Origin of the sequence: uncultured Mucilaginibacter sp. (assembly GCF_937859865.1) — a bacterium.
Lineage (GTDB): Bacteria > Bacteroidota > Bacteroidia > Sphingobacteriales > Sphingobacteriaceae > Mucilaginibacter_A.
Map to the genome: position 1 here is coordinate 1 of NZ_CALMAT010000114.1, position 1,180 is coordinate 1,180.

Sequence of the window (1,180 nt, forward strand, 5' to 3'; positions counted from 1 at the left end):
GTCCTGTTTATTTTGCCATTACCGTTGGCCACGATAACATGATGGGTTTGGATAAATACATGTACAACGAAGGTTTTGCTTACCGTTTGCTGCCTTTAAAACCAGATACTACGGCCACTGCCGATGGTGGAGAACGAAGTAACACTATGCTGATGTACAATAACGTGATGACCAAGTTTAGGTGGGGCAACATGAAAAATGCAACTTATTTGGACCATGAATCGCGCACGATGTTTTACCCGGTTATTTTAAGGACTTTTTCAACGCTAACAGAAAACCTGTATAAAGAAGGCCACCCGGATTTGGCCAAAAAAGTTTTGCACCGTTACGATGATGTAATGCCGGATTTAACCCCTTATACCTATGTTGTTATCCGTAAATTTCGTATGGCGGATCTAGCTTACCAGTTGGGCGAAAGGAAGATAGGAGAGAAAATTGTGAACCAGATTACAGATTATGTAACCGGGCAAATGAACTATTATGCTTCTATGGACGACAATAACCAACGCATAAGTGGCCAAGACATCCAGATTTGTATGTCTGCCATCAACGAAATGGTTAAATTTACCAAGGACAACAACGAACCTGCTTTGAACCAAAAACTGACAGGCTTGCTCAATACTTACCAGGCTAAGTTTGGGGCAATGTTCCAGCAACAGCAGCCGCAATAAATTTTACCCGATAAAAGAAGCATTGGGATAAATAGCAAAGCCGGTTTTGAGCCGGCTTTACTATTAAGTTTTTTAACCGGCTTTGTTGTTAAGTTTTTTCCAGACAGTTTGGATGCTTCTTTTATGGCATAAAATTTAGTGGCCAGTAATTTTGGGTTTTGGCTAAAACCGGAAACTGGTTTGTCTTTGTCTCACGGCCTAAAGGCCGTGGCAATTGGAGCTTCACATTAAACAACTTCTTGTTTTTTAGGATTGGAATTTGTTGTAAACGGATAATTTGCTTCAAAGTAAGATGGTTTAAATTGATACAAGATCCTTCGATATTTTCAGGATTGATAATAATGCTTCTTTTACCGTATAAAAATTGGTGTTTACATCAACCTAAACAAATTAAAAACCAAATGCACATTAATTTTTAGGTGATAAAAGAAGCATTAGAACCTTAATAAGTGAATTTTAAACAGGCTTTAAGCTGGTTAAAATTGCCACGGCCTTTAGGCCGTGGATGC

At 38.8% G+C, this 1,180-nt stretch carries 1 pseudogene; it reads left to right on the forward strand.

The features are described 5' to 3' along the window. Nucleotides 1-671, forward strand: a pseudogene (locus Q0192_RS11810) (DUF2723 domain-containing protein); the annotation flags it as partial. Nucleotides 672-1,180 lie beyond the last annotated feature (509 nt).